Annotated in this window: 21 protein-coding genes and 1 pseudogene; 12 read left to right on the top strand and 10 right to left on the bottom strand. The window is 72.7% G+C overall.

The features are described from left to right. Positions 1-87: 87 nt before the first annotated feature. Both D8M34_RS18750 and D8M34_RS04385 read right to left on the bottom strand, forming a co-directional pair. Entirely contained in the window at positions 88-1,863 is a 1,776-nt protein-coding gene (locus tag D8M34_RS18750; RefSeq protein WP_062765343.1) for a sunset domain-containing protein, read from the bottom strand. A gap of 210 nt (positions 1,864-2,073) precedes the next feature. After that, positions 2,074-2,679 carry a DUF4916 domain-containing protein gene (locus tag D8M34_RS04385; protein ID WP_025102462.1) on the bottom strand — a complete coding sequence of 202 codons (606 nt, stop codon included), beginning with the start codon at positions 2,677-2,679 and terminating at the stop codon, positions 2,074-2,076. A 65-nt stretch (positions 2,680-2,744) separates the two neighbouring features. On the opposite strand from D8M34_RS04385, the gene D8M34_RS04380 reads away from it, so the two are divergent. Further along, positions 2,745-3,425 carry an alpha/beta hydrolase gene (locus D8M34_RS04380; RefSeq protein WP_062765346.1) on the top strand — a complete coding sequence of 227 codons (681 nt, stop codon included), beginning with the start codon at positions 2,745-2,747 and terminating at the stop codon, positions 3,423-3,425. Here the strand turns inward: D8M34_RS04380 and D8M34_RS19185 are convergent. Then, positions 3,398-3,667 (bottom strand): hypothetical protein, encoded by a 270-nt coding sequence (locus D8M34_RS19185; RefSeq protein WP_126893276.1) that lies wholly within the window; start codon positions 3,665-3,667, stop codon positions 3,398-3,400. The two genes, D8M34_RS04380 and D8M34_RS19185, sit on opposite strands and share 28 nt — an antisense overlap. Before the next feature lie 281 nt (positions 3,668-3,948). Between D8M34_RS19185 and D8M34_RS04370 the strand changes: the two are divergent. The 5 genes and pseudogenes from D8M34_RS04370 (at position 3,949) to D8M34_RS04350 (ending at position 12,413) form a co-directional block, all read left to right on the top strand. Further along, positions 3,949-5,576, top strand: a pseudogene (locus D8M34_RS04370) (ABC-F family ATP-binding cassette domain-containing protein). A 150-nt stretch (positions 5,577-5,726) separates the two neighbouring features. After that, complete coding sequence (locus D8M34_RS04365; RefSeq protein WP_126893275.1) at positions 5,727-10,310, top strand: ATP-dependent helicase; 4,584 nt, start codon at positions 5,727-5,729, stop codon at positions 10,308-10,310. A gap of 46 nt (positions 10,311-10,356) precedes the next feature. After that, complete coding sequence (locus tag D8M34_RS04360) at positions 10,357-11,151, top strand: EI24 domain-containing protein (RefSeq protein ID WP_126893274.1); 795 nt, start codon at positions 10,357-10,359, stop codon at positions 11,149-11,151. Continuing rightward, positions 11,151-11,924, top strand: coding sequence for a DNA-formamidopyrimidine glycosylase family protein (locus D8M34_RS04355; RefSeq protein WP_126893273.1), 774 nt, complete (start codon positions 11,151-11,153; stop codon positions 11,922-11,924). The genes D8M34_RS04360 and D8M34_RS04355 overlap by 1 nt, the downstream gene beginning before the upstream one ends. A gap of 81 nt (positions 11,925-12,005) precedes the next feature. Continuing rightward, positions 12,006-12,413, top strand: coding sequence for a DapH/DapD/GlmU-related protein (locus tag D8M34_RS04350; protein WP_025102471.1), 408 nt, complete (start codon positions 12,006-12,008; stop codon positions 12,411-12,413). A 6-nt stretch (positions 12,414-12,419) separates the two neighbouring features. On the opposite strand, the gene D8M34_RS04345 is transcribed toward D8M34_RS04350, so the two are convergent. Both D8M34_RS04345 and D8M34_RS04340 read right to left on the bottom strand, forming a co-directional pair. Beyond that, a complete protein-coding gene (locus D8M34_RS04345; RefSeq protein WP_126893272.1) occupies positions 12,420-13,079 on the bottom strand; it encodes a LuxR C-terminal-related transcriptional regulator in 660 nt (219 codons plus the stop codon). Beyond that, positions 13,072-14,298 (bottom strand): ATP-binding protein, encoded by a 1,227-nt coding sequence (locus D8M34_RS04340; protein ID WP_126893271.1) that lies wholly within the window; start codon positions 14,296-14,298, stop codon positions 13,072-13,074. The genes D8M34_RS04345 and D8M34_RS04340 overlap by 8 nt, the downstream gene beginning before the upstream one ends. A 114-nt stretch (positions 14,299-14,412) precedes the next feature. Here D8M34_RS04340 and D8M34_RS04335 point away from each other — a divergent pair, with 114 nt between their 5' ends. Genes D8M34_RS04335 through D8M34_RS04315 form a run of 5 tightly spaced genes read left to right on the top strand, consistent with a single transcriptional unit; the run spans position 14,413 to position 17,995 of the window. Next, positions 14,413-15,975, top strand: coding sequence for a PspC domain-containing protein (locus D8M34_RS04335; protein ID WP_126893270.1), 1,563 nt, complete (start codon positions 14,413-14,415; stop codon positions 15,973-15,975). Further along, positions 15,972-16,247, top strand: coding sequence for a hypothetical protein (locus D8M34_RS04330; RefSeq protein ID WP_126893269.1), 276 nt, complete (start codon positions 15,972-15,974; stop codon positions 16,245-16,247). Before D8M34_RS04335 ends, D8M34_RS04330 begins: the two co-directional genes overlap by 4 nt. Before the next feature lie 10 nt (positions 16,248-16,257). Next, positions 16,258-17,007, top strand: coding sequence for a LysR substrate-binding domain-containing protein (locus D8M34_RS04325; RefSeq protein ID WP_126893268.1), 750 nt, complete (start codon positions 16,258-16,260; stop codon positions 17,005-17,007). 40 nt (positions 17,008-17,047) lie between these two features. Continuing rightward, a complete protein-coding gene (locus D8M34_RS04320; RefSeq protein ID WP_126893267.1) occupies positions 17,048-17,764 on the top strand; it encodes a glutamine amidotransferase-related protein in 717 nt (238 codons plus the stop codon). 45 nt (positions 17,765-17,809) lie between these two features. Continuing rightward, the gene (locus D8M34_RS04315; protein WP_126893266.1) at positions 17,810-17,995 is read left to right on the top strand and encodes a hypothetical protein; all 186 of its coding nucleotides are present in this window, start codon (positions 17,810-17,812) and stop codon (positions 17,993-17,995) included. Positions 17,996-18,073: 78 nt separating this feature from the next. Here D8M34_RS04315 and D8M34_RS04310 read toward each other — a convergent pair whose 3' ends face one another. Both D8M34_RS04310 and D8M34_RS04305 read right to left on the bottom strand, forming a co-directional pair. Next, positions 18,074-18,544, bottom strand: coding sequence for a hypothetical protein (locus D8M34_RS04310; protein WP_062765395.1), 471 nt, complete (start codon positions 18,542-18,544; stop codon positions 18,074-18,076). Then, positions 18,541-19,755, bottom strand: a complete 1,215-nt coding sequence (locus D8M34_RS04305; RefSeq protein ID WP_085606462.1) for a cation:proton antiporter — start codon at positions 19,753-19,755, stop codon at positions 18,541-18,543. Before D8M34_RS04305 ends, D8M34_RS04310 begins: the two co-directional genes overlap by 4 nt. 83 nt (positions 19,756-19,838) lie before the next feature. On the opposite strand from D8M34_RS04305, the gene purU reads away from it, so the two are divergent. After that, entirely contained in the window at positions 19,839-20,690 is an 852-nt protein-coding gene (gene purU / locus D8M34_RS04300; protein ID WP_126893265.1) for a formyltetrahydrofolate deformylase, read from the top strand. A 10-nt stretch (positions 20,691-20,700) separates the two neighbouring features. On the opposite strand, the gene D8M34_RS04295 is transcribed toward purU, so the two are convergent. The 3 genes from D8M34_RS04295 to D8M34_RS04285 form a co-directional block, all read right to left on the bottom strand. Next, positions 20,701-21,090 carry a type II toxin-antitoxin system VapC family toxin gene (locus D8M34_RS04295; protein ID WP_126893264.1) on the bottom strand — a complete coding sequence of 130 codons (390 nt, stop codon included), beginning with the start codon at positions 21,088-21,090 and terminating at the stop codon, positions 20,701-20,703. Beyond that, positions 21,087-21,344, bottom strand: coding sequence for a type II toxin-antitoxin system Phd/YefM family antitoxin (locus tag D8M34_RS04290; RefSeq protein WP_025102482.1), 258 nt, complete (start codon positions 21,342-21,344; stop codon positions 21,087-21,089). Before D8M34_RS04290 ends, D8M34_RS04295 begins: the two co-directional genes overlap by 4 nt. Positions 21,345-21,375: 31 nt before the next feature. Beyond that, positions 21,376-21,764 (bottom strand): nitronate monooxygenase (locus D8M34_RS04285; protein WP_174235371.1); only part of this gene is annotated, 389 nt, incomplete at its 5' end.

Below are 21,764 nucleotides of genomic sequence, written 5' to 3'. Positions count from 1 at the left end.
GACCCCGGGTTCGCGTCGAGACCCCGGGGTATCCGTGGGTCGACGCCGGGGTGTGGGCGGGAAGCCGGGGTCTCGGCAGAGGGACGGCTACCGCTTCGACTTGCGGTAACCGGCCTTGACGGCGGCGCTCTCCGTGGAGAAGCACACCTCGGGCTTGGTCTTCGCGTAGTACGCCCCGCTCCGCACGTGGTAGATCATCGACTGCGCGTTGCCCTTGATGGGAGCCCAGGCGGGGCAGTTCCACGTGGAGACCGGCGTGGTGCGGGCGGGATACGTCACGGCGGCGGTCTGCGCGGAGGTGCGCGCGGCCGTGACGTAGCCGCTCTTCGTCCCGGTGACCTTGACCGTGATCCTCGACTTCACCATGGCCGCCGTGACGACCAGCGTGGAGCCGGTCGCCCGCGCGATCGCGCGACCATTCAGGTACCACTGGTAGCTCAGGCGCGTGCCGCCGGTCCACGTCGACGCGACCGCCGTGAGACGGGAGCCCACGATCGCGGAGCCGGTGATCCGGGGCGTCGGCGCGGAGAGGATCCCCTTGACGGCGGCCGTCGGCTTCGAGCGCTTCGATGCTGCGGCGTACCCCGACTTGGTCCCTGACACGACGACCGTCACCGGCTTCAGCGCCGCGGAGGACGGGATCTTGAAGGAGGTCCCGGTCGCTCGGGCGACGGCCACGCCGTCGACGTACCACTGGTAGGTCAACCGCGTCCCCGCCGTCCACGTCCCGGTCTTGACCTTGAGCGTCTGTCCGACCGTGGCGGTGCCGGTGATCGTGGGCGTCGGCGCGGTCAGCACGCGCAGCACGGCCGACGTCGCCGCCGACGCGACGGTCGCCGACGCGAAGGCCGCCTTCTTCCCGGTCACGCGCACGGTGATGCGGGCTCCCGCGTGCGCGGTGGTGAGGGTGAGCGACGATGCCGTGGCCTTCGAGATCGCGACGCCGTTCGCGTACCACTGGTATCCGAGCGCGGCGCCCGACGTCCACGCCCCCGGCGCCGCACGGAGCGTCTGCCCGACCGTCGCCGTCCCGTTGATCGTGGGAACGGACGTCTCCATCCGGTGCAGCGGCTCGAGCGCGGCGACGACTCCGGACTGCGTGGCCCCGGCGGCGAGCGTGATGGTCCGCGCCTTCTCGAAACGAGGAGCATCGTCCCACCACTCCGAGACCGCTCCCGCAGCTCCCGAGACGAAGGCCACGCGATATGCGCCCGCGGGCAGTCCGCCGACGGCGAAGGTGCCGGCGTCGGTCACGGGGACGGCGGCACCCACCACGGTCCCCGCCCCCGAGACCGGGTAGACGGCGACGACGACGCGCTGCCCGGTGATATCGGTCCCCTTCGGCGCGGTCACGCTTCCGGAGATCAGGGCCGAGCGCTCGAGCTGCACGTCGCGGACGACGCCCTCGGTCCCGACCGCCAGGACCTCGCCGCTCTGCGGACCGCCCTGGTCGAAGACGGCGCGCCCCTCGGACACCACACCGAGGACGACGTCGCCCTGCGGCACGCGCAGGGAGTACGAGCCGTCGGTGACGGCAGCGGCCGCGACGGGGACGCCGGCGCCGGGAGCGTAGGCCGCGACGAAGGTGCGGCCCCGCGAGACGTCGACGCCGGTCGGGAACGTGACGCGACCGGAGACGGTGGCGGTGCTCTCGGGGTCGGCCTGGCCGGGAGACGCGGCGACGTCCGCAGCCGCGGCGACCGCGGTGGGGAGCGCTTCCGCGACGCCGGGGAAGGCCGGGTCGAGCGCGGTCGTGGCCGCGGTCGCGGGTGTCGCGACGAAGACCAGACCGGAGGCGAGGAGGGCGGCGGCGACCGTGACGGCCAGCGCACGGAGACGGCGGAGCGGAGCGGCGAACGCCATGGGCATCCTTCGGGACGGACGCGGTCATCGACCGCGCGGATCAGGGCGTTCTGAGCAGATCACCTCCGTCATGAATACCGGTTCCCCCGCTCCGAAGACAAGCTTTCATCTTCCGCCGAGGCCCCCGGTTCTCGCCGAGACCCCGCCTTCAGCGCGCGGCGTAGCCGGGGTCTCGACGCGAACCCGGGGCCTCGGGGAGAAGAACGCGCGTCAGCGGAGGAGGCCGAGGCTGGCGAGCGCGTGGCGGATGAGGGTGCCGCGGCCGCCCTCCATCTCGGCGGCGACGGCGTCGGAGGCGGCGGCCTCCGGGGAGAACCACGTCACCTCGAGGGCGTCCTGGCGCGGCTCGCACGTCCCGGTCACGGGCACCACGAAGGCGAGGGAGACGGCGTGCTGACGGTCGTCGTGATACGCGCTCACCCCCGGGATCGGGAAGTACTCGGCCACCGTGAACGGCAGCGGCTGCGGCGGCAGGAGCGGGAAGGCCATCGGACCGAGGTCGTTCTCGACGTGGCGGAACAACGCGTCGCGGATCGTCTCGCCGAAGCGCACCCGGCCCGACACGATCGTGCGTGTGATCTCGCCGAGCGGGGTGGACCGCAGCAGCACGCCGATCTCGGTGACCTGACCGGAGCCGTCCGTGCGCACGGGGATCGCCTCGACGTAGAGCATCGGAAGGTGGCGCCGGGCCTCTTCCAGCTCGACGTCGCTCAGCCAGCCGGGGTTCGCATCCGGCACCGGCGGGTTCGCATCGCGGAACGAACCGAGGCCCTCGTCTTCGGGCTCCGGCTCCGGATCGGGTGTGCGCACCGCCATGCCTCCTTTCTACCAGCCGTCCTCGTCGATGGCAGCACCGGCGCGAGCCCTGGCAGGATGACGGTGTGACCGAGAACCTGACGATCGACGATGCGGCGACGCGCTGGTCGCACACCGACCGCGCCGGGCTCCCGCTGCTCGTGCTGCTGCACGGGTACGGCGCCGACGAGCACGACCTCTTCGGCATCGTCCCGTATCTCCCCGCCGGCGTCGCCGTGGCCTCGGTCGCCGCACCACTGACCCCGCCGTGGCCGACCCCCGGTCGCTCCTGGTACCCGATCGAGGGGCTCGACGGACGCAGCTCCGCCGCCGTCACCCTCGCGGCGGAGGCGTTCCTGCGCTGGCTCGACGACGCCGCGGCGGACGCGCCGTCGGTGGCGCTGCTCGGGTTCTCCCAGGGCGCCGCGGTGTCACTCCAGGCCCTGCGGCTGGCCCCCGAACGGTTCGGCGCGGTCGTCGCGCTGAGCGGCTACGCCGCCCCGGACGCCCTCCCCGGCGATGCGTGCCTCGCGGAGGTCAGCCCCCCGGTGTTCTGGGGCCGCGGTTCCCACGACGACGTCATCCCCGCGCCGCTGATCGCCCACACGGCGCAATGGCTCCCCACGCACACGTCCCTGTCCGGTCGCGTCTACAGCGGACTGACCCACAGCATCTCCGAGGAGGAGCTCGGCGACGTGCACCGGTTCCTCACGACCTGGGTCGAGGGGATCGGCGCGGATCAGGCGGACGGGTCCCGGCCGTCCTGAGCGCCGTCAGCGGAGTCCGGGTCTTCGACATCGCCCTCCGCCGCGTCTCCCCTGCCGCCCGCGGAACCGCGGAACGCCACGGACAGGGCGACGCCGATCGCGAGACCGATCCCGATGCCGAGGATCCAGTTGCCCAGCGCCATCCCCATCGAGACACCGATGGCCATGCCCACCGCGAGACCGATGCCGAGGCCCGTCCGTGCGCGCATTTCGTCGGGACTGGGGTTCCGATCATCTGCCATGCCTCCACGGTACGAGCCGTCGCGCGGCCCCGCATCCCCCGCGCGACGGAGCGGCGACACGCCCGGGAGTTGCGCGGCGCGACACGCCCGGGTATCGTCGTGGCGTCCTGTCCGCCGTGTCTGGAAGTCCTTTGATCTGAATCGTCGCCTCCGCGCCCCTCTTCTCGCGCGCTGACCCGACGATCGCCGACTCCCCGGCAGATGCCCTCCTCCGCTTCCGTGACTCCACGGTCCGAAGGGCTCGGTGTCAGTGCACCCTCGCACTCGACAGGAGACACCCCATGTCACAGCCCTCTTCCCCGCACGCCGCCGTCGTCCTCGACCGCCTCTCCCTCACCTGGCCCGACGGCACGGTCGCCCTCGACGGCGTGTCCGGAGCCTTCGGCGCCGGGCGCACGGGACTGGTCGGCCGCAACGGCGCCGGCAAGTCCACGCTGCTCCGGCTGATCGCCGGGGAGCTCGCCCCCCCTCCGGAACGCTCACCACCTCGGGCGAGGTCGCCTTCCTCCCCCAGCAGCTCACCCTCGACGTGGACCGTCGGGTGTCCGACCTCCTCGGGGTGACGGCCGCCCTCGATGCCGTGCGGGCCATCACCGCCGGTGACGTCGACCCCGCGCACTTCGACGCGGTCGGCGACGACTGGGACATCGAGGCGCGGGCGGAGGCCTCCCTCGCGGAGGCCGGGCTCGCCCCCGCCTTCCTCGACCGCACGGTCGGTGAGCTGTCCGGAGGGGAGGCCGTGCTCGTCGCGATCGCCGGCATCCGGCTGCGCCGGGCTCCCATCACCCTCCTCGACGAGCCGACGAACAACCTCGACCGCGACGCCAGGGCGGCCCTCGCCGCGATGGTGCAGTCCTGGAAGGGCACGCTCATCGTCGTGAGCCACGACCTCGCTCTGCTCGAGCTCATGGACGACACCGCCGAGCTGTACGGACGGAACCTCTCCGTGTTCGGCGGCCCCTACTCCGAGTGGCGCGCGTGGCTCGACGCGGAGCAGGACGCGGCGAAGCAGGCCGAGGTCGCCGCCGCCCAGGTGCTCCGCAAGGAGAAGCGGCAGCGGATCGAGGCCGAGGTCAAGCTCGCCCATCGGGCCCGGACCGCCAAGAAGGCCGAGGTCGAGAAGCGCGTCCCGAAGATCGTCGCGCACGGTCGGAAGATGGCCGCCGAGGTGTCCGCGGGGAGGCTGCGCACCGAGGTCGGCGCGAAGGAGGACGCGGCCCGCGCGGCACACGATGCCGCGGGGCGACGGGTCCGCTCCGACGCCTCGATGAAGATCGAGCTGCCGGACCCCGACGTGTCGCGGAGCCGGCGGATCGCCGAGCTCGGCGGACCGGAGCGGTCGTGGGTGATCCAGGGTCCGGAGCGCGTGGCCCTCATCGGCCGCAACGGCGCCGGCAAGACGACGCTGCTGGAGCGGTTGGTCTCCGGCGCCGCGCCCGACTCCGGAGACGAGGCGCGGGAGCGGCCGGAGCTCCGGGCGGAGGCGCTCACCGACCGGATCGGCTACCTGCCGCAGCGGGTGGACGGTCTCGACGAGGGCCTGTCCGTGTTCGCGAACGTGGCCGCCGCGGCACCCCAGGTCCCGGAGAAGGAGCTCCGCAACCGGCTCGCCCGGTTCCTCATCCGGGGCGGGACGACCGACCGCCCGGTGTCGGCGCTCTCCGGCGGGGAGAGGTTCCGGGTCGCCTTGGCCCGGCTACTCCTCACGGATCCGGCTCCGCACCTCGTTGTCCTCGACGAGCCGACGAACAACCTCGACCTCGACACGGTCGACCAGCTCGTCGAGGCGCTGCGGGCGTACCGCGGGGCGGTGCTCGTCGTGAGTCACGACGACGCCTTCCTCGCCCGGCTCGACCTCGACCTCACCCTGGAGATCGATGCCGACGGCGGGTTGCGGGAGGTCGGGTGACGTCATCCGTCGTTCCGTCTGCACGACCCGGGTCCGCCCGCACGACCGGAACCGTGGTTCCGTCGTGCGGGCGGAACCAGGTCGTGCGGGTGGCGCAGCCGGGTGTCAAGGTCCGGGCCGGATGTCGGTGGGGTCGGGAATGATGGAGGCATGAGCGACGTGCTCGACCGCTTCACCCCGGCCACACAGGACTGGTTCCGGGGTGCCTTCACCGCACCCACGCCGGCACAGGCGGGGGCGTGGGAGGCGATCTCCGCCGGCAAGCACGCCCTCGTCGTCGCTCCGACGGGCTCCGGCAAGACCCTGTCGGCGTTCCTCTGGGCGATCGACAGCGTGTTCCGCGAGCGCGCCGACCTCCCGGAGGAGCCGAAGAAGGACGGGTCCCGCACGCGGATCCTGTACATCTCCCCGCTCAAGGCCCTCGGCGTCGACGTGGAGCGCAACCTGCGCTCGCCCCTCATCGGCATCGGGCAGTCCGCGCGGCGACTCGGTCTCACCGCCCCCGGCATCACGGTGGGCGTCCGCTCCGGTGACACCACGTCGAGCGATCGCCGCAAGCTCGTGTCCGATCCACCCGACATCCTCATCACGACGCCCGAGTCGCTGTACCTCATGCTCACGAGCCGGGCCGGCGACACCCTGCGCGACGTGCACACGGTCATCATCGACGAGGTGCACGCGGTCGCCGCCACCAAGCGCGGCGCGCACCTCGCGGTGAGCCTGGAGCGCCTCGACGCCCTCCGCCGCTCCCACGGCGCGGAGACCGCGGCGCAGCGCATCGGCCTCTCGGCCACCGTCCGCCCGATCGACGAGGTCGCGCGCTTCCTCGGCGGCGCCGACCCGGTCGAGATCGTCGCTCCCCCGGCATCGAAGACCTTCGAGCTCGGCGTCGTCGTGCCGATGGACGACATGACCAACCCGCCACCCCCGCCCGGGGCGCCGCCGGAGGCCCCGGGGATCGATGCGGAGTACACCGAGGTCACCGGCTCGGTGTGGCCGCACGTCGAGGAGGCGATCGTCGACCGCATCCTCCAGAACAACTCGACCATCGTCTTCGCGAACTCCCGCCGCCTCGCCGAACGGCTGACCGGACGGTTGAACGAGATCTATGCGGAGCGGATCGGGGTCGCTCTTCCGGAGCCGACCGTGCCCGCCGCGATGATGGCACAGGCGGGGTCGACCGCCGGCGCCGATCCCGTACTCGCCAAGGCTCACCACGGCTCGGTGTCGAAGGAGCAGCGCGCGCAGGTCGAGGAGGAGCTGAAGTCGGGGGTGCTCCGCTGCGTGGTCGCCACGAGCAGCCTGGAGCTCGGCATCGACATGGGCGCCGTCGACCTCGTGATCCAGGTCGAGGCGCCGCCGTCCGCGGCCTCCGGGCTCCAGCGCGTGGGACGGGCCGGACACCAGGTCGGCGAGATCAGCCGCGCGGCCCTGTTCCCCAAGCACCGCGGGGACGTGCTGCACACCGCGATCGTGACGGAGCGGATGCTCGCGGGGAAGATCGAGGCCATCCAGGTGCCGCGGAACCCGCTCGACATCCTCGCCCAGCAGACCGTCGCGGCCAGCGCCCTCGGAGCGATCAGCGTCGAGGAGTGGTTCGAGACCGTCCGCCGTTCCGCCCCGTTCCAGTCGCTCCCCCGCTCCGCGTACGAGGCCACGCTCGACCTGCTGGCCGGCCGCTTCCCCTCCGACGAGTTCGCCGAGCTGCGCCCGCGCCTGGTCTGGGATCGCGACGCCGGCACGCTCACGGGCCGCCCGGGGGCACAGCGGATCGCGGTCACCAGCGGCGGCACCATCCCCGACCGGGGGCTGTTCGGCGTCTTCGTGGCCGGCGAGTCCACGGGCGCCCGAGTGGGCGAGCTCGACGAGGAGATGGTCTACGAGTCCCGCGTCGGCGACGTCTTCACCCTGGGCACCACGAGCTGGCGCATCGCCGAGATCACCCACGACCGCGTCAACGTCATCCCCGCCTACGGCCAGCCCGGCAAGGTGCCGTTCTGGCACGGCGACGGCATCGGCCGCCCGTTCGAGCTGGGCGAGGCGCTCGGGGCGTTCTCCCGCGAGGTGTCCGCCGCGAAGCCGGAGAAGGCGGAGCAGCGGCTCATCGCGGCCGGACTCGACGAGCAGGCGCGCGCCAACCTCCTCGCGCATCTCTCCGAGCAGCGGGAGGCCACGGGCACCCTGCCGACGGACCGTACGCTCACCGTGGAGCGCGGACACGACGAGGTCGGCGACTGGCGCGTCATCCTGCATTCCCCGTACGGCATGAAGGTGCATGCGCCCTGGGCGCTCGCCATCAATGCGCGCGTGCGGGAGCGTCTCGGCGTCGAGGGCTCCGCGGTGGCGAGCGACGACGGCATCATCGTGCGCATCCCCGACGCCGAGTCCGAGCCGCCCGGTGCGGAGCTCTTCGTGTTCGATCCGGACGAGCTCGAGCAGCTCGTCACGCAGGAGGTCGGCGGCTCGGCGCTGTTCGCCTCGCGGTTCCGCGAGTGCGCCGCGCGGGCGCTGCTCATGCCCCGCACGAACCCCAACCGCCGCACGCCGCTGTGGCAGCAGCGCCAGCGCTCGGCCCAGCTCCTCGAGGTCGCCCGCCGGCATCCCACCTTCCCCGTGATCCTGGAGACCCTGCGCGAGGTGCTGCAGGACGTCTACGACCTGCCGTCGCTGCGGAAGCTCGCGACGAGCATCGCCGACCGCCGCATCCGCCTCGTCGAGACCCAGCCGGGACAGCCGTCGCCGTTCGCGCGCGACCTCCTCTTCGGCTACGTCGGCGCATTCATGTACGAGGGCGACTCGCCGCTGGCCGAGCGCCGAGCGGCCGCGCTGTCCGTCGATCCCGCGCTGCTGGGCGAGCTGCTGGGCACGGTCGAACTGCGCGAGCTCCTCGACCCTGACGTCATCGCGCAGTTCGAGCGCGAGGCCCAGCGCCTCGACCCGGAGCGTCGGGCGCGCGGCCTGGAGGGTGTCGCCGACCTGCTCCGGCTGCTCGGCCCGCTCGATGCCGCCGAGGTCGCCGCGCGCCTCGACCCGGACTCCACCGGCGGAGCAACCGCGGCAGGACTGCTCGACGACCTCGTGACCGCGCGGCGGGCCATCCCCGTCACGATCGCCGGGGTGGCGAGGGTCGCCGCGATCGAGGACGCCGGGCGTCTGCGCGACGCGCTCGGAGCAGCCCTTCCGACCGGCATCCCCGTGGCCTTCCTCGAGCCCCTGGCGGATCCCCTCGGCGACCTCGTGGCCCGTCACGCCCGCACCCACGGCCCGTTCACCACCGCAGCCGTGGCCGAGCGCTTCGGCCTCGGCACCGCGGTCGCCCGGCACACCCTGCAACGCCTGGAGACGAACGGCCGCCTCACGAGCGGGTACTTCCTCCCCACCGCGGCCGGCAGCGGCGACGACATCGAGTGGTGCGACACCGAGGTGCTGCGGCGGCTGCGCATGCGGTCGCTCGCGGCGATCCGCGGGTCCGTCGAGCCGGTCTCCCCGGAGGCCTATGCGCGGTTCCTGCCGGACTGGCAGCATCTCGGTCGACCCCTGGAGGGCATCGACGGCGTGCTCACGGTGATCGAGCAGTTCGCCGGCGTCCCGATCCCCGCCAGCGCCTGGGAGTCGCTCGTCCTGCCGTCGCGGGTGCGCGACTACACCCCGGCGATGCTCGACGAGCTCACGGCCGCGGGCGAGGTGATCTGGTCGGGACACGGCACGCTTCCCGGGCGCGACGGGTGGGTCTCGCTGCACCCGGCCGATCTCGCCCCGTTCACCCTCCCCGATCCGGACGCGGAGATCGCCGCGGAGTCGCTGGAGGCGCGCCTCCTCGCGGCCCTCGCGGCGGGCGGCGCCTACTTCGCCGCGCAGCTCAAGGAGATGACCGGCGCCGAGAACGAGCAGTCGGTGCTGGAGGCCCTGTGGTCGCTGACGTGGTCCGGGCACGTCACCAACGACACGTTCGCGCCGATCCGCTCGCTGCTGACCGGGGGCTCCCAGGCCCACAAGGTCAAGCGCCGCGCCCCGCGTGCGCGCACCTATCGCGGCATGTCGCTCACGCGCACCGCTCCGCGCCGGACCTCCATCGGCGGTCGCTGGTCGCTGCTCCCCGAGGTCGAGACCGATCCGGCGCGGCGCGCGACCGTCACCGCAGGACTGCTCCTCGACCGCTACGGGGTGGTCACCCGCGGGGCCGTGCAGTCGGAGGGCGTCCCCGGCGGTTTCGCCCAGGCGTACCGCGTGCTGGCCGGGTTCGAGGAGGCGGGGCACTGCCGCCGCGGCTACGTGATCGAGAAGCTCGGCGCCGCGCAGTTCGCCGCCTCCGCCACGGTCGACCGTCTCCGCACGTACGCCGGTCTCGCCGATCCGCCGCCACGGAAGGCCGTCACCCTGGCGGCCACCGACCCGGCGAACCCGTACGGCGCGGCGCTCGGGTGGCCGAAGCTCGAGGGCGTGTCGCATCGCCCGGGGCGCAAGGCCGGTGGGCTCGTGGTGCTCGTCGACGGCGCCCTCGTCCTGTCGCTCGAGCGCGGCGGACGGACAGTGCTGTGCTTCACGGACGACGAGGAGGTCCTGCAGGCCGCCGCCGCCGACCTCGCGACGACGGCCAGGGACCGCCGCCTCGACACCCTCACCGTCGAGAAGGTGAACGGCGAGGGGGTCTACGGCACGATCCTCGGGCGGGCTCTGCAGGAGGCGGGCTTCGTGCAGACCCCGCGCGGCTTCACGCTCCGCAAGGCCGTCTGACCCGGCCTCACCACGACCACCACCGACCCACCCCTACCCTGGAGCCATGATCCGAGAGTTCGCCGCCGGCGTCCGCACCCTGTTCCGCGGCTTCGGCGTGTGGCGCACCCGCCCGGGGCTGATGGCGCTCGGGCTCGTCCCCGCGATCATCGCGCTCGTGCTCCTCGCCGCCGTCCTCGTGCCGCTGATCCTGTCGATGCCCTCGCTGTCGGCCTGGCTCACCCCCTTCGCCGACGGATGGGTCGAGCCCTGGCGCGGGTTCCTGCGGACCGCGGTCAGCCTCGTGGTGGTCGCCGCCGCGCTCGCGCTGGCCAGTTCGGTGTTCAGCGCCCTCACCCTCACGATCGGCGACCCGTTCTACCAGCGGATCTGGCACGCCGTGGAGAAGGACCTCGGCGACCCGCCTCCCGCCGACGGCGGCAGTTTCTGGACCACCGTCGGTGAAGGTCTCCGACTGGTCGTGCTCGGCATCCTCATCGCGCTCCTCGTGCTCCTCATCGGCCTCGTGCCCGGTGTCGGCGGCGTCCTCGGCGCGGTGTCCGGCGTGGTCCTCACGGGCCGCCTGCTCGCGCGGGAGCTGACCGGTCGAGCCTTCGATGCGCGCGATCTCAGCCCCGCCGCCCGCGCCGCGCTGTTCTCCGGCAGTCGCGCCCGCGTGCTCGGCTTCGGGGTCGCCACCCAGCTCTGCTTCCTCATCCCGGGCGGCGCCGTCGCCGTGATGCCGGCCGCGGTCGCGGGAAGCACGATGCTGGCGCGCGACATGCAGGCCCGCACCCCGCTCGCGGTCGCCACCCCCGCACCGGCGCCGGGACGGCACGACCGCACGACCGGGATCGCCTGATGCCTGAGGGCGATACCGTCTTCCGCACGGCCCGCCGCCTGGACGAGGCCCTCGCGGGCGGCGAGGTCACGCGCTTCGACCTCCGCGTGCCGCGCTTCGCGACCCTCGATCTGACCGGACAGCGGGTGCACGGCGCCGTCCCCCGTGGCAAGCACCTGCTGCTGCGGATCGGCGAGAGTACGCTGCATTCGCATCTGCGCATGGACGGCGCCTGGTTCGTGTACCGGCCCGGTGAGAAGTGGCGGCATCCGGCGTTCAAGGTGCGGGCGATCGTGGGCACGGCGGAGCGCGAGGCGGTCGGCGTGGACATCGCCGAAGTCGAGGTCGTCCCCACCCGCGATGAAGACGACCTCGTCGGCTACCTCGGCCCCGACCCCCTCGCCGCCGACTGGGACCCGATCGAGGCCGCGCGACGACTCAGCGCCGACACCCGGGCCATCCACGTCGCCCTGCTCGATCAGCGCAACGTCGCGGGCTTCGGCAACGAGTACGCGGCAGAACTCCTGTTCCTCCGCGGAATCCTGCCGACCACCCCGGCCCCGGAGGTCGACGTCGCCGCCCTCCTCGACCTGGGCGTGCGGACCATCCGCGCGAATCGCGACCGCCGCAATCGCACCTTCACCGGCATCGATCGTCCGGGCCAGGCGACGTGGGTCTACGGACGCGCCGGCCGCCCCTGCCGGCGCTGCGGAACGCTCATCCGCCGCGGGGAGCTGGGGGCCGATCCCACCCGCGAGCGGATCACGTTCTGGTGCCCGCAGTGTCAGCGTTGAGCCGTATCCATCCGCGGGAATGAATCTCCCCCTCCCGTGGTTGTTGATATATCCGGAGAACTCCGGAGCACGGGAGGAATCGTGGGCAAGAACTACGTCGACATCGAGAACGACCACGGAGCGACGCTGCGGTACCGCAAGCACGCCAACGGTCGCGGTCTCGTCGCGCATGGCGCCAAGGTGCATCCGAAGGCGCACATCGAGGCGGGAGCCTACATCGAACCGGGAGCACGCGTCGGAGCGGGGGCCATCGTCGCCCGCGGTGCGTGGGTGGACGAGGACGCCGTGATCGGCGAGGGCGCGTACATCGACGCCCACGCGCACGTCGGCCAGGGCGCGGCGGTCGGCGATCACGCGCACGTCGGCGTCCGCACCGACATCGGCGCCGGGGCGCGCATCGTGCGAGGCGCCCGCATCGGCGACGACGAGACGGTCGCGGCGGGACTCACCGTCGCCACCGATCAGAAGGGTCTCTGGCTGGCGGCCTGACCGTTCTCAGAGCAGGCGCCGCTCCGACGCCCACGCGGTGAGCTCGTGGCGGGAGGAGAGCTGCAGCTTGCGCAGCACCGAAGACACGTGCGTCTCGACGGTCTTGATCGAGATGAACAGCGCGGCGGCGACTTCCTTGTAGGCGTAGCCGCGGGCGATCAGTCGCATCACCTCCTGCTCGCGCGAGGAGAGGCGGTCGAGCTCGTCCGTCGCGGTGGCGGTCTCGCCGGCCACGGCGCCGAACGCGTCGAGAACGAATCCAGCGAGCCGCGGCGAGAACACCGCGTCCCCCTCGGCGACGGCGCGCACGGCCTCGCTCACCTCGCGGCCCGATGACCCCTTGGTGATGTAGCCGCGCGCCCCGGCCCGGATGACCCGGACGACGTCTGCCGCCGCATCGGAGACGCTCAGGGCGAGGAACCGCGTCGTGGTCGGTCGCGTCCCTCGGATCACGGCCTCCCCACCCGTCGCATCGTCGCCCTCACCGCCGGGGAGGTGCACATCGAGGAGCACCACGTCCGGGGCCGTCTCCACGATCACGGCGATCGCCGAGGGCACGTCCGCCGCCTCGCCCACGACCTCGACGCTCGCGTCGAGATCGGCCCGCAGGCCCGAGCGGAAGATGGAGTGGTCGTCGACGATCACGACGCGAAGCGGGTCAGCCACGGGGCTCCTGTCGGATCGGTCCCCGCTCCGGGGACGAGACGGTGGGCAGGCGCAGATGCACCTCGGTACCGGCGTCGTCGCTGCGCACCGACCCCGTGCCGCCCGCGCGACGCAGCCGCCCGATGATCGACTCCCGCACGCCGAGCCGATCGCCGGGCACCTCGTCGAGCCGGAATCCGGGGCCGCGGTCGCGCACGAACACGTCGACCCCGTCGACACGACCCTCGATGTAGACGGAGATCTCGCCGCCCGCGTGCCGGGCGGCGTTCAGCATCGCCTCCCGGGCCGCGGCCGCCAGTTCCCCGCTCGCCCGCTCCGCCGACAGCCCGGCCGAGACCACCTCGATCCGGACCGGGTGGTCGATCTCGAGCGCTCCGGCGTAGTCGCGCAGGTCGGTCGGCAGGTCGCTGTCCGCCGGAGCATCGCCGTCGTATAGCCAGGCACGCAGCTCCCGCTCCTGCGCGCGGGCCAGCCGTGCAGCCTCGCTCGATGCCCCGGCCCGGTTCTGGATGAGGGCGAGCGTCTGCAGCACCGAGTCGTGCAGGTGGGCGGCCATGACGCTGCGCTGCTCCTCCCGGATGCGGCGCACGCGCTCCCCCGCCAGCTCCCGCCAGCGCGGGATGAGGGCCGAGGCCACCACCGCTACCAGCCCGGCCAGCGGGAGCAGCACGAGCACGACACCCGAGCGCGCGATCGGCCACGAGAGGAGCAGGAGGACCACGAGGCCGAGGAGGAGCACCGCGAGGATGCGGACGGTGGTGGTGTGCCGAGGGCCGCGGGCCGTGTCGGTGCGATCGATGAGCGTGGCCCACAGCCCGGAGGCGGTCGCGCACAGCGTGGTGCCGCCGACGACCACGGCCGCCGTTCCCGGAGGGATCGAGCCGTTCAGCCAGTCGCTGCCCCCGCGCCACACCACGACGACGAGGGCACCGACGGCCGCGGGGACCAGCAGGAGCCAGGCGACCGGGAGGCGACGCGTCGGTGCCGTCGTCCCCTCCGTCCACGGCATGAAGGTCCAGCACCAGGCGTACAGGAGCACACCCGCGCCGCCGCAGAGCGTCAGGGCGACGAACAGCGCCCGCGCCAGCCCGACGCGCACACCGAGGTGGCGTGCGATCCCGGCGCTCACCCCGGTCACGAGGGCGTCGCGGTCGCGGGTCAGCGCCGGACGCACGGCCGCCGGCGCGGAGCCGGGGAGCGTGGAGACGGCGGAGGGCATACGGTCATCCAATCATCCGCCTCCGCTCTCCGGGACCTCCCTGTCGCGGAATCAGGGTGCACTCAGGGGATCCCCCCATGGCCCCGCGGCGCTGCCGACCGCGAGGATCGACTCATGACGATTCCGACCGCTCCGCCACCGCCCGCCGACCACGAGGCACCGGCACCGGAAGCCCCCCGCCGACCGCGCGGTGCCGACAGGTTCCTGCTGTGGGTCGCCGGCCTCGGCGTGGTGCGCACGGACGGCTGGCTGGGTGGCGTGGCCGCCGGCCTCGCGATCCGCCTCCGCATCGATCCGCTGATCGTGCGCGGGGTCCTCGTCGTCGCGGCCCTCTTCGGCCTTCCGGCCCTGTTCCTGTACGCCTTCGCCTGGGCGGTGCTGCCGGACGTCGACGGCCGCGTGCATCTGCGTGATCTGCTGCATCGCCGGTACGACCCCGTGCAGCTCGGCATCCTCGCCCTCGCCGTGATCGGCCTCTTCCCGACGGCGCCGCTCGCCGGGCGCCTGTTCGGCCTCGGCTACGACGGCTGGTCGGCACTGTCGACGGTCACCTGGGTGGTCGGGCTCGTGCTCGCCGCCGCCTTGCTCTTCCTCATCGTGCGTGCCGCGCGCCGCACTCCGGGCGCTTCCGCGCCGGATCCGGCGGGGGCTTCCGCAGATCCGGCGGCCCCGGCCGCGTCCGCCCCCGACGCGGGTTCGGGTCCCGCCACGGGGGCGGACGCCATTCCCTCCACGGCGACGGACGCTCCGGTCTCGGTACCGCTCGCCGACGCCGTCGGGCACGACGTCCTCGCCATCCCCACACCTCCGGCACCCCTGCCTCCGGGCACCCAGGACCCCGCCGCGCTGGAAGCCTGGCGCGCCCAGCACGCCGCCTGGAAGGAGCAGGATCAGGCCTGGCGGCGCCAGCAGCAGGATGCGGAGCGCGCCGCACGCGACCAGCTCCGCCGGGAGCGGCAGGCCGAGGCTGCCGTGTTCGCCGCCGCAGCCGCGGAGCGCCGACGTATCCGCCGCGCGTCGAATCCGCGAGCCGGCTTCCCGTTCGTCATGACCGCCCTCGGACTCGCGATCGTCGTCGGCGCCGGCGTGGGACTCGCCGTCGGCGAAGCCCTCGGCGGCGCGCTGGGGCTGCTGTCCGGCGCGCTGGTCCTGGCCCTGGCGATGATCACGGCCGGAGCCCTCCGTCGCCGCAGCGGCGCCCTGGCCTTCCTCACCGTGCTGACGCTGGCCGCGGGTCTCCTCACGGGCTTCCTGTCCACGATGCCCGGTCTCACCCTCGGGTACGCCTCTCTCACGAACAACCAGGAGGCGCACGTCCGACAGCCGTTCGGCGACCTGTACCTGCAGCTCCACCGGCACGACGGCGGCCCCCGCCCCGTCGAGATCGAGAAGGGGTCGGGGCGGACCGAGATCTTCGTCGACGCCGGCGTACAGCTGCAGCTCCGCGGCACCGTCGGCGACGGAGTGGAGGTGAGCTGGCTCCGCGTCGATCCGGACGATCCGATGGTCATGGACACCGGCGTCATCGCCGCCACGCCGCGGGGTGACGAGAACGTCATCTCCGCGAACATCTCCGCCGAGGAGGGCAGTCCCTCGACGATCCAGCCCGTGACCATCGACCAGGCGAGCGGCGTGATCGTCGTGACCCTGCAGGAGCCCGAGGAGGGCCAGGAATGAGCACCGAGACCATCACCGCACCCCGGGTGCGCTGGGCAGCCGTCATCTGGGGGACGACCTTCGCCGCGATCGCCGCGGGGGCGCTGTGGTTCCTCACCGATGCGGAGCGCCGCGCCGCGCTGGCCGATGGCGTGGGGACGATGACTCCCGCCACCCTGCTCACGATCGTGCTCCTCACGGCGGGGGCCCTGTTCCTCGTCGGCGGTGTCGCCGGACTGGTCCGGCGGACCCAGCGGAACTCCCCCGCCGGGGACTCGGAGGACGCCGAGTAGCCTGGATCCCATGGCGCACCAGGGACGACGACCCGCGAAGGGCTCCGGCAAGGGCTCACCCGCCCACCGGGGCCGTGCCGCGGGCGGCGGCTCACGCCAGGGGAAGCCGGCCCCGCGCCGCGCACCCCGCACCGAGAAGGTCGTGTTCGACGCTCCGGCCGCCGCACCCGAGGAGCCGCGGACGTTCCGCCTCGGTGCCGTGCCCGGAGCGACGCCGGGCAAGTGGATCGACACGTGGAAGCGGCGCCTGCCCCACGTGGCCCTCGAACTCGTCCCGATCGAGGTCTCCGGGCAGCGAGAGGCGCTCGACGATCTCGACGCCGCCCTCGTGCGCCTTCCGCTGGACGACGACGCCCTGCACGTCATCCCGCTGTACGACGAGGTCCCGGTCGTCGTGGCCTCGACCGATTCGCACCTGCTCGCGGCGGACGAGCTGACGACCGCCGACCTCGACGGCGAGGTGCGGCACTCCCTGTCCGACGACGTGCTCGGGCCGGTGGAGGTGCCGGGCACCAACCCCGCACGCGGCGGCCCCCTGTCGACCGCCGACGCGATCGCCACGGCGGCGACGGGTGTCGGCATCGTCCTCGTGCCGATGTCGCTGGCCCGACTGCACCACCGGAAGGACGCCGACTACCGGGTCCTCGCCGACGGCCCGGTCTCGACGGTCGCCCTCGCCTGGCCGCGCGACCGGACCACGCCCGACGTCGAGACGTTCGTCGGGATCGTGCGAGGACGCACCGCGAACTCGTCCCGCTGAGCCGTCGGGACCGGACTCTCCCCCTCGTTAGAATCGCCTGATGGCCTCGCTTCTCTACGTCTGCGTGCGACCCGAGACCGGGGCGGCGGATGCCGAGCACGCCTCGTTCCGGCGGGCCCTCGGGGTCGACGTGGTCGATCGTCTCGATCTGCTGCACGAGCCGCTGGCCGAAGCCCACCTCGACCGCTACCGCGGCGTCGTCATCGGCGGCTCTCCCTTCAACGTCACCGACGTCGAGAAGACCCCGGTGCAGCGGCGGGTGGAGGCCGACCTGGAGACGCTCGCCCATGCGGCACGGGAACAGCGGATCGCCGCGTTCTTCACCTGCTTCAGCATCGGGGTGCTCACCCGGCTCCTCGGTGGCGAGGTCGTGACGACCATGCCGGAGGCGGCGAGCGCGACGGTCATCGAGACGACACCGGAGGGCGCCGTCGATCACGTGTTCGGCCCGTCCGGCCCCGCGCTCACCGTGTTCACCGCGCACAAGGAGAGCGCCGCGACGACTCCGCCGGGGGCCGTTCTGCTCGCCACCAACGCGGCCTGCCCCGTGCAGGCCTACCGGGTGGGGACGCACCTGTACGCCGCGCAGTTCCATCCCGAGCCGACGCCGCGCGACTTCGCCGATCGGATGACGTTCTACCGCACGACGGGGTACTTCGATCCGGCGCAGTTCGACGCGGTGCAGCAGGAGGTCCTCGCGGCCTCGGTCACCGAGGGCGCCGCCCTGCTCCGCCGCTTCGCCGAGCTGTTCGGCTGAGCGATACCCGGCGCGTAGAGGTGGCGTCGACGGCAGAATGCAGGGATGAAGTCTGTATGGATCGTGTTCGACGACGAGGATGACGCTGGCATCTACGGCGTCTTCGACAACCGCGAGGACGCGGATACCTATGCCGATGAGGTCAGTCACATGTCCTCGAATGGCATGAAGATTGTGGATTTTCCGGTGCCATGGCGCCTGACGGACAGGGCCACGCGCATAGAGATCTGACACCTTGCGGTGGGTCGGAGCGCATGTGCTCGCTCTTACAGACGAGGCGACGGTCGACGCCGAGACGTTCGGCTGAGATCAGGACGGCGCGTCGCCGCGGAGCAGCGGGATGCGCTCGCGCAGGTAGGCATCCAGCGGCATGAAACCGCCCGCCTGACTCCAGCGCACCGACGGCACGCCGTCAAGGAGCGCGAGCGGACCGGAGGAGCCTCCGGCGTCCACCGCGTCGACGTCGATCACGCTCCAGCCGACGTGCACGACATCCCCCTCGTGGAAGCCGCCGCGCAGGGCGAGGGCCCGGCGCTCGGCCCGTGCGCGCGCCGACTCGGCGGTGTATCCCCGACGCCCCGGGTCCGCCGCGCGGAGCACCTCCGCCGTCGCCAGGGCATGCGTGTCGGTGAGCAGGATGACGCCGAGGTGCCAGGCCTCGCCGACACGGACGATCCGACGCCCGCGCCAGCGCGAGTCCTTCTCCTCGCCCAGCCCCTCCTTGGGGGCACCGGCGAGATCCTGCACGGCCTGGGTCAGCAGGGCGGAGGCGGTGGTCACAGCTCCCCCAGCGTGGTCTGGTCGGCAAGGCGCGGGCCCGCGACCTGCGCACGATCGCCCCGCAGCGTCATCCCGATCAGCGGGTACAGGAGCACCGACAGCATGCCCGCTCCGACCAGCGCGGCCGCGGTCCCGGAGTCGAGCATGTCCTGATCCACGCCGATCGCTGTGACCGCGACGATGATCGGCAGCCCGGTGGCTGCGAGCAGGCCGAGCGCGGCGCGGTCGCGTCCGCTCGCGCCCGCCGGGGCGGACAGCTGGGCGGCCGATCCGCGGATCACCAGGAGCGCCAGCAGGAACACCGGCACCAGGGACATCGCCGAGGGAGACGTCACCAGCGCCTGCAGGTCGAAGGTCACCCCCGTGTAGAGGAAGAACACCGGGACGAGGAAGCCGAACGCCAGACCCTCGATCTTGCTCTCGACCTCCGCCGCATCCTTCTCGGGCGCCCGCGCCATGATGATGCGCCAGATGGCCCCCGCGACGAAGGCGCCGAGGAGCATGTCCAGGTCGAGCATCACGCTGAGGCCGACGAGGGCCGCGATGAGGAGGATCACGAAGCGCACCCCGAACTGGTCGGAGGTGTGGAGGGTCGCGCGCACGATGCCGTGCAGGCGCCCGTGCGGCACCCGGTGCGCGACGAGGACGGCGAGTCCCGCCAGCACGACGAAGGTCAGCAGCACCGCCGTGGCCAGGGGCGTCGTCCGGGTGCTGAGGAAGATCGAGATCGCGATCAGCGGCAGGAACTCCCCCACGGCGCCGATCGTGCTGATGGCACGGCCGAACGGGGTGTCCAGCTCCTTCGCATCGCGCAGGATCGGCATCAGCGTGCCGAGAGCGGTCGAGCTCAACGCGATCCCGATGACGACCATGCCCTCGCCCGGGGCGAAGAAGAACCCGAGCCCGATGCCCAGCAGCACGCTGAGCAGCCAGCCCAGCGACGCCCGGGCGAGGGGCTTCCCGGCCACCTGGCGGAAGTCGATCTCCGAGCCGGCGACGAAGAACAGCACCGCCAGGCCGAAGTCGCTGAGCTTCTCCAGAAGGGGGCCCGGTTCGACCCAGCCGAGCACGGCGGGGCCGACGAGGATCCCGAGGACGAGCTCGAACACGACGATCGGCACCCGGACGAGCGGGCGGACGCCGCGAGCCAGAAGCGGTGCGGCCACCGCCAGCAGCGGGATCAGCACCAGTCCGACGTCGCTCGCATCCACGGTCTCAGGGTAGCGACGCTGTGGGCGATTCGCTCCCCACCCGCGCGGCACGGCAGAATCGATGCACACCCCGAGGAGCAGCCATGACCCAGCCCGATACCGCCCGCCTGCTGATCGCCTGCGACGACCAGCCCGGCATCGTCGCCGCGGTCGCCGGCGTGCTCGCCCAGCACGGGGCCAACATCATCTCGCTCGACCAGCACTCGACCGACTCCGAGGGCGGGCGGTTCTTCCAGCGCACCGTCATCCACCTCGACGGGCTGGCCGCCGCGCGCCCCGCGCTGGAGGCCGACATCGCGACGGTCGCCGATCGCTTCGGCATGGAGTGGTCGCTGCACGACGTCGCCCGCCGCAAGCGCGTGGCGATCTTCGTGTCGAAGTACGACCACTGCCTGATGGAGCTGCTGTGGCGCACGCAGCGCGGGCAGCTCGACATCGACATCACCATGGTCGTCTCGAACCACCCCGACCTCGCCGAGGCCGTCCGCTCCTTCGGCGTGCCGTTCGTGCACATCCCCTCGACGGACAAGCAGGCGATGGAGGAGCGTCAGCTCGACCTGCTCCGCGGCAACGTCGACCTCGTCGTGCTCGCCCGGTACATGCAGATCCTCAGCGACGACTTCATCACGCGCCTCGAAGCCCCGGTCATCAACATCCACCACTCGTTCCTGCCCGCGTTCATCGGCGCGAACCCCTACGCCAGGGCGAAGGAGCGCGGCGTGAAGCTGATCGGGGCCACGGCGCACTACGCCACGGCCGACCTCGACGAGGGGCCGATCATCGAGCAGGACGTCACGCGGGTCACGCACTCCGAGTCCGCGGCCGAGCTGCAGAGCCGGGGCGCCGACGTCGAGCGTCTGGTGCTGGCCCGGGCCGTGCAGTGGCACGCCGAGGACCGGGTGATCGTGCACGGCCGCTCGACCGTCATCCTGTAGCGCTCCGCGCTCAGCGGTCGAGGATGTCCACGGCAAGCCCGTGCGACGCGGCGGCGAGGCGCTTGTCGTTCGTCCACAGCTCCGTGCACCCCGACAGCTGGGCGGCGGCGAGGTGCAGCGCGTCCGGGGTCTTCAGGCCGAAGTCGGCCCGGAGCTCGGCCGATCGGACGAACGCGGCCGTATCGAGCGCGACGATCTCCATCCGCTCGAAGAGAGCCAGGTACCGGTCACGGAGCTCCGGATTGCGCTCGCGGGCGGGGAGCACGAGGCATTCGTGGAGCGCCAGCGGACTCGACGCCACCTCGTCATCGACGTCGCGGAGCGCCTGACGCACGGCATCGCCCCTCCGACCGCGGTCCTCGATGGCGTAGATGAGGATGCACGAGTCGAGATAGATCATTCCCAGGCGTCCCGGTTCTCGGCGACCTGCGCGTCCAGTTCCTCGGCGGTCCGAGCGAGCCGGGGCGGAAGCGGATGCTGTTCGATCCACTCGACGAGGAGGCGGCCGCTCCGCACCACGTCGACCGGACCGATGGGGACCAGACGGGCGACCGGAGTGCCCCGCTTCGTGATGACCACGTCCTCACCCGCCTGGGACTCGGCGATCAGGCGCGAGAGGTTGTTGCGCGCTTCCAAGACGTTCTGCGTGGACATGACGCCATTCTAGCCAGGAACCTGGCGTTCCTCACCGGCCGGAGACTCCGGCTGCCAGCTCCGCGAAGACCTCGGCAGCGGTGGTCCCGCGCGCGAGAGGGGCGGTCTGCCCCATCCACAGCGACTGCAGCTCGCCGAGATTCTGCTCCCCTGCCGCCGTGCGGAAGCGTCCGGTGAGCCAGTTCTGCATCGGGAACGGGGCGATCGTGCCGCTCGCCTCGATCGCCCGCACCGCGCGGTTGCGGGCTCCGCGGGCGAGGCGTCCGCTCATCGCCCTGGTCAGCACGGTCTCGTCGGCGGCGGTGGACCGGATGGCGTCGCGGTGCGCGGCCGTCGCGGCGGACTCGGCGGTCGCGAGGAACGCCGTCCCCACCTGCACGCCGGAGGCGCCGAGGGCGAAGGCCGCAGCGACCCCGCGGC

The sequence above is a fragment of the Microbacterium sp. HSID17254 genome (assembly GCF_003989315.1).
GTDB lineage: Bacteria > Actinomycetota > Actinomycetes > Actinomycetales > Microbacteriaceae > Microbacterium.
This window is presented reverse-complemented; position numbering and strand designations above follow the sequence as displayed.